The sequence below is a fragment of the Cupriavidus sp. SIMBA_020 genome (assembly GCF_046535395.1).
Classification (GTDB): domain Bacteria; phylum Pseudomonadota; class Gammaproteobacteria; order Burkholderiales; family Burkholderiaceae; genus Cupriavidus; species Cupriavidus campinensis.
In genome coordinates, this window is record NZ_JAWRWU010001879.1 from 1 (window position 1) to 228 (window position 228).

The 228-nt window shown below is 65.4% G+C and carries 1 protein-coding gene; it reads left to right on the plus strand.

All coding sequences use genetic code 11. The features are described from left to right. Positions 1 to 228, plus strand: a 228-nt coding sequence (locus SB751_RS36110) for an HPP family protein (protein ID WP_410749741.1), incomplete at both ends; no start/stop codon positions are given.

The window sequence follows — 228 nt, forward strand, 5'->3', positions numbered from 1 at the left end:
GCGATTCATGCAATGGGCTACCGCTTCGTACTCGAGCCGATTGCGATTCAGTCGATCGCGCTGCTCTGCGCGGCGCTCGTGTTTCATGCGCTGACGGGGCATCGGTATCCGCACGTTCCCGCGCAGAATCCGCAGCCCGGCGCGGCCCCGACGCCGGGTTTCACACGGGCCGATCTGGATGCGGTGCTCGCCAAACGCAGCGAATGGCTCGACATCGACGCGGACGAT